We start from the raw sequence: 5,676 nt of genomic DNA on the forward strand, positions 1-5,676 counted from the left end.
GGTGTGTGGGGGGGGTGGTGGTGGTGTCTGGGGGGGGGGGGGGGGTGGGGGGTTTGGGGGGGGGGGTTCCGGGGGGGGGGGGGGGGGGGGGGGCCCCGCGCGGCCGGTGGGTCTGGGCGGGGTGTGCGGGGCGGACCGTCGCCCGGCAGGGCGTCAGGAGGTCAGGACGCTGGCCAGTTCCTCCGGCGTCGCCCGGACAACGCGGGCGTATGCCCGCTCCAGCGGGTCCTGTGCGGTGGCCGAGACTCCCCAGGCGCCATTGCCGGTGTTGTCGGGGCAGTCCTCGACCACGAAGAAGTAGTGACGGATGAGCTCGACCGCCTCGGCGACCGACAGCTCGGGGTAGTTGACCCGCTGGTCGGCGGCGGCGGCTTCGATCGCGTCGGCGAGCTCGGCGGGGCGGGGCGCGGTGGTGGTCATGGGGCGGGTTCCTCCGGGTGGCGGGTTCGGGTGGGGCGGGGTGGGCCCCGGGGGGGGGGGGGGGGGGGGGCCCCCCCGGGGGGGGGGGGGGGGGGGGCCACCCGGGGTGATCGGGGGTCAGGCGGCGCGGGTGCGGACGGCCTCGGCGCAGGTGGCGGTGTCGTCGGCGAACGGGGCGTCGTCCGGGGCGGCATAGACGGTGGCGGCGCCGTCCTCGGGGTCCTCGGCGCCCGGGTCCGGGATGTGCTGCACGGTCCATCCGGTGTGGCGCTCGACCGGGTGGCCGAGCCTCACCATGCCGTCGGTGATCCACAGTTCGCCGCCGCCGTCGGCGGGGACGGTGAACACCCAGCAGCCGCCGCCGAAGTAGCGGACGCCCGGGGTGATCCCGTCGGCGGTGAGCGCCTCGCGCAGCAGGCGCCCGGCGACGGGGGTCTCGTCCGAGGTGAGAGGGCCGGTGAGCAGCCGGTCGAGCTCGTCGGGCGAGAACTTGTTGATCCACATTGCGGGGGTGTCCGTTCGTCGTGGCGGGTGGTGCACGACAGAACTTAGCGGAACTTATATAACTTCCGCAACTGCCGACGCGGGGTCAGCTGCCACCGCTCCCAGCTCGCCCTACTCGGGCGCGGGCCCGTCGTCCTCCCCGGCCCGGATGCGCAGCGCGAAGGCGGCCAGCGCCCCGAGGGCCTCGGCCCGCTGCTGCTGCTCCTCCTCGGTCAGCGGCCGGGCGGCGACGCGCTCGGCCCGCGGCGGGAGGGTCCGCCGGGCATAGGTGGCGTAGGCGTCCCACCCGGCCGCGCGGAGGATCTCCTCGATCTGCTGCAACGCCGTGTTGCGGGCGGCGCGCACCTGCTCGCGCTGCTCGGGGTCGAGCTCGGGCTCGTCCATGTGGCCTGCGATGAACCAGGACACCAGGCACCCACGGGCCTCGGCGTCGTAGCCGGGCCACACCAGGGCGCCGCTCATGCTGTCGTCGCCGGCCTCGGCGGTGAGGGTGACCAGCTCGACGCCGGCGACGGCGAGCAGCGCGAGGGCCTGGCGGGTGGCGGGGTGGCCGGCGTGCTCGGGCAGGCAGCCGACGGAGGTTCCGGCGCGGAGGGCGGGACCGATCATGACGGGGGCTCCAAGTCAGTTGAGGGGGTGGGCTGGTGGTGCGGTGCTGCGCCCGGGGCCGGCGTGGTGGCCGGCCCCGGCGGCGGGGTGGTCAGTCGGTGGTGCCGGCGGCCGGCGCCCCGACCGCCACGGCGGGGGAGGGAGCGGCCTTGATCCGGGGGTAGGCGGCGCGCTGCCGGTCGGTGCTGCGCATGGTGTCGCGCTCGGCGTAGGCGGCGACGTCCTCGCGCCGGGCCCGCGACATGAGGCGGTCGGCGGCGGCGCCGGCCTCGGTGGCGACGATCAGCCGACGGCCCGGCACGTCCTCGACCAGCTCCACCAGGCCGCGCGCCCACAGGTCCGCGACCCGTCGGCCCTGCACGCGGCCCGAGGGGAACAGCTGGTCGTCGAAGTAGAAGAACCCGTCAACGTTCTCCAACACCCGGCCGCTCCGGCTCTCGCCCAACACCTGGTGCTGCTGGAGCGAGAAGCCGAGCGCGAGCGCCTCGGCGATCTGGTCATCCGTCAGCGGATCGGCGGCCCGGGCGTGCTGCTGCGCGTGCATCCGGGCGTTGGTCTCGGCGTCCGCCCGGAACTCCCACTGTCCGGGCTGGCGCTCCCACCCGCCGCCGTGCCGCGAGCACTCGTAACCCCACTCGTACGAGTTGAGGTCGTAGTCGAGCACCCGCACGCCCGCCGGCAGGGGGCCGCGCCCGTCGGACGCCATCCGGTACTCAAGGTGGCGCATCCGCGCCGCCTCGGCGCTCTCCCCGGGCACCGGCCCCGCGGCCGGGGCCAGCAGCGCGGGCCGCACCGGCGCCGCCTCGACGGCCGACTCGGCGCCGCCGGTCTCACCGGTGCCGGCAGGCAGTTCGGCGGCCGGCCGGACGGCGGCGGAGGCGACCAGCGCGGCGGCCTGCCGCTCGACCGCGTACCGGGCGACCTGCAACCAGGCCGTCTGTCGGCCGGCGCCGGTGCCGGCGTGCAGCGCCTCGGCAACGTCACGGGCGGCCTGGTCGGCGGCCTTGAGCATCACCAGGGAACGGGCCGTCAGCCACAACGCGAGGAACCGGGCCGCGGCGTCCACCAGGGCGGGCAGCCTGGGCACAACCTCGACCAGGTCCCCGCCGTCCCAACCGTCCGCGAGGGGACCGGCCGCCCCGCTGCGCCGCCGGGCGTCGAAACTGACCAGCCACCGGGCGACGCGGTCCCACGCCGCAGGCCCGGCCGTGCGGGTCGCCGCGTGCAACGCCGCCGCGGCCTCCTCGACGTGCTGCTCGGCCTCGGCCACGTCGCCGCCGGCGAGCGCCTGGCCCGCGCGGTCGAGCCACCGCACCACGGCCGGCGCCGTCTCCTCAATCGGGTACCCGTCGGCGAAGATCGAGCCGACCAACTCGCGGGGATCGAACGGCCCCTCGGCGAAGTCGAGTACACCCGCCTTGCGGCCGGCCGCCATGATGGCGCGCGCCGCCTCGGCCGCGGCCGGCGGGAGCGGCTCCTCGACGTACAGCACCACCGCGGCCCCGGCCGCCGGCGCCTCGGCCGGCTGCTCCTGGTCCTCGACGAGCTCGGCCTCGACGACGTCCTCGACGTCCTGCTCGGCCTCGGCCGGCGGGGCGGCGTAGAACGAGAGGTCGCTCGGCTCGGTGGTCTCCCACCCTGCACGCCGCAGCACCCCGGCCCACGTCGCGAAGTTGTGATCCCACTCCCGCGCGTCGAACGGCTGGCGCTGCGGGTCCGGCCGGCTGGTGCTGATCCCGCGGATCTGGCGGACCATCACCCACACCCCCGGCCGGTCCGCCTTCCGCAGTCGGACACCGGTGTTCGCGGTCGGGGTCTCGTCGAGGTCCGGCACACCGGCGGCGGCCAGCAGCTCGCGCGCCGCCTCGACCGCGGCGCGCTGCGCCGACTCCCGCTCGGGCCCGTAGTGGTAGCGCTCGGCCGCGCGGCGCTCCGCCGACTCGGCCTCGAACGTCTCGCGGTCGGCGCGGGCCTTCGCGCCCATGGCGTCGGCCTGCTCGCGGGTGATGCACCAGGCGCCGGAGACGCGCACCAGCTCGGCCGCCGGCTCCGCGGGCTGCTCGACGACCGGCTCGGCCTCGGCGATCGGCGCGGCCGGCGCCGTGGCGTCGAGCTCCTGCACGCCGTGGGCGAGCATCAGCCAGCGGGCCGGCGTCACCGTGACCCCCTGCAAGGCCCCCGAGCGCCCGGCCGGTTCCTCGGCCTGCTCGACGGGCGGCTCGCCCGAAGCAACCGGCGGAGTGGCATGGATGCCCGCCTCGGCGGCGTAGACCACCGTCGTGACCGTGTCCCATCCCGCGCGCCGCAGCACCCCGGCCCACCGGTCGAGGTCCTGCTCGTGCTCCGGTCCCGACCACGCCGGAGCCATCCGCCGAACCCACACCCAGACACCCGGCCGTCCCGCCGGCTGCGCCTTGAACCCGCTCGCCTCGACCGGCCCGGCGCCGGCCGCGTCGAGGTCCACCTCGCCGGCCGCGGTCAGCAGCTCGCGCACCGCCCCGGCCGCCGCCCGCCGCTGTGCCTCCTGCACGGCCTCGGGGGCGTCCGGCTCGACGGCCGGTTCGACGGCCGGGGCTTCGGGCTGCTCGACGAGCTGCTCGACCTCGGCGGCCGGAACCGGGGCCGGGGCGGTGCCGGTCTCGGGCTGGTTCTTGCGGCAGGTGACCGGCTCGACGTACCGGATATCGAGCTCGGCGGCCTCCGCCTTGAGCGCGGCGAGGGCCTCGGCGGTGCTGGCGTACGTGCCGTCAAGGCTCGACTTGATCCGGCACCCGCAATTGACGTGAAGGTACTGCTGTACCCGCGTCACCGATCCGTGCGCCCGCCGCACGGCCCGCGAGGCGACCCGGACCACGTCGGCCGGCTGCGGTGCGCCGCCGGGCACGGTGCGCCCGTAGACGATCACCGCGTGACCGGAGCGGCGGACGTGGAAGCCGTCGGCGGCGAGGGCGTCCTCGACGGCGCCGAGCCGCTCGGCCCACTCGGTCAGCTCGGCCTCATTGGTGCGGCGCGGGCTCATCCGCCGGCCGTCCATGTGCAGGACCATCGGGCGGCCGTCGCTGCCGCTGTGGGTGACCCACCAGCCGCGCGAGGCGGTGTCGGTGCTCGGCAGGCCGGCGGCGGTCAGGGTGTCGCCGATCGCCTCCGGTCCGGTCGCGGCGAAGGTCTGCACCTCGGCCCAGAGCCGGTGGAGCTCGGCGGCCAGGCGCTTGCAGTCCTCGGCCGAGATCACCAGCGAACGGCGGGTCAGCGGCAGGGCCGGGGCGAGTCGGCGGCCCCGGCCGCCGAGGGCGATCTCGACGGTCCCCTCGGCGTTGCCGATCACGATCTCGACGCTCTCCTCGACGGTGCCGGGCACCACCGCGACGACGGCGCCGGCCGGGGCGCCGGGGACGGTCAGCCGGGTGTCGCCGGCGGCGCGGAGCTCGACCAGGTCGCCGGCCTCGATGGCGTCGGTGATCCGGAGGCCGGCGACGCCGGCGGGGGCGACACCCAGCAGCGGGGCGATCCGGCGGGCGGCCTCAACGCGGGTCAGCAGGTGGCCGGCGGGGATCTCGCGGTAGGCCGCGGTGACGGCGTAGGCGGTGGCGTGCGTGTGGCTCATTGGCTCTCTCTCGGGTCGTGCGCCGGGGCCAGGCCCCGGGCGTTGGTGGCACTCGTTGAACGTAGCGGAAGTTATATAACTTCCGCAAGTAGGGGGCCCGTGTCGGCCCCGCCGGCGTGTCGCCGGAAGATCAAAAACGGGCGCCGGAGGCTGTCGCGACCCCCTGTCGCGACCCCTGTCGCGATGCCCCCTGCTATGCCCTGTGACCTGCGCGAACACCCCTCGACCCCCACCCCTGAACCCATCGCGACAGCCACCCGCGACGGACGGCGCCCAGGTCGAGCCCTGTCGCCACTTTGCCGCGTACCTGTCAAGTCCTGGGAGTCTCCGCGAGGGCCGAACCGGGCTTGTTGCGGTAGCTGAGTGCATGTCAACTTTCGGGTTTCCGGGGCCGGCTGATCCCCGCGACACCTCCGGCGAGGAGGCCCCGCGGGGACCGCCCGCCGGGGCTACCGGCCCCGGGTGCACCGGGTGCGCTGCGCCCGCCGGCGCCCGGGCCCGCGCCGCGTCCGGGTGCGCCCGCCTGCCCGCCCGGGCGC

At 76.4% G+C, this 5,676-nt stretch carries 4 protein-coding genes; all 4 read right to left on the reverse strand.

Features of this window, described 5'->3' with window-relative positions; genetic code table 11:
* Window positions 1-153: 153 nt before the first annotated feature.
* The 4 genes from ACFWA9_RS29215 to ACFWA9_RS29230 all read right to left on the reverse strand — a co-directional run bounded on the left by ACFWA9_RS29215 (window position 154) and on the right by ACFWA9_RS29230 (window position 5,137).
* On the reverse strand, window positions 154-420 hold the full coding sequence (locus ACFWA9_RS29215; RefSeq protein ID WP_380390934.1) for a hypothetical protein: 267 nt from the start codon (window positions 418-420) through the stop codon (window positions 154-156).
* Window positions 421-537: 117 nt separating this feature from the next.
* Entirely contained in the window at window positions 538-924 is a 387-nt protein-coding gene (locus ACFWA9_RS29220) for a hypothetical protein (RefSeq protein ID WP_380390935.1), read from the reverse strand.
* Window positions 925-1,035: 111 nt separating this feature from the next.
* Entirely contained in the window at window positions 1,036-1,533 is a 498-nt protein-coding gene (locus ACFWA9_RS29225) for a hypothetical protein (RefSeq protein ID WP_380390937.1), read from the reverse strand.
* Window positions 1,534-1,624: 91 nt separating this feature from the next.
* Window positions 1,625-5,137: a hypothetical protein gene (locus ACFWA9_RS29230; RefSeq protein ID WP_380390939.1), complete on the reverse strand. Its 3,513-nt coding sequence runs from the start codon at window positions 5,135-5,137 to the stop codon at window positions 1,625-1,627.
* Window positions 5,138-5,676: the final 539 nt, after the last annotated feature.

Origin of the sequence: Kitasatospora sp. NPDC059973 (assembly GCF_042737525.1) — a bacterium.
Classification (GTDB): Bacteria; Actinomycetota; Actinomycetes; order Streptomycetales; family Streptomycetaceae; genus Kitasatospora.

Excerpts from the sequence above, each read along its gene's own strand:
- ACFWA9_RS29215 (WP_380390934.1), bottom strand. The coding sequence starts at position 420 with ATGACCACCACCGCGCCCCGCCCCGCCGAGCTCGCCGACGCGATCGAA.
- ACFWA9_RS29220 (WP_380390935.1), bottom strand. The coding sequence starts at position 924 with ATGTGGATCAACAAGTTCTCGCCCGACGAGCTCGACCGGCTGCTCACC.
- ACFWA9_RS29225 (WP_380390937.1), bottom strand. The coding sequence starts at position 1,533 with ATGATCGGTCCCGCCCTCCGCGCCGGAACCTCCGTCGGCTGCCTGCCC.
- ACFWA9_RS29230 (WP_380390939.1), bottom strand. The coding sequence starts at position 5,137 with ATGAGCCACACGCACGCCACCGCCTACGCCGTCACCGCGGCCTACCGC.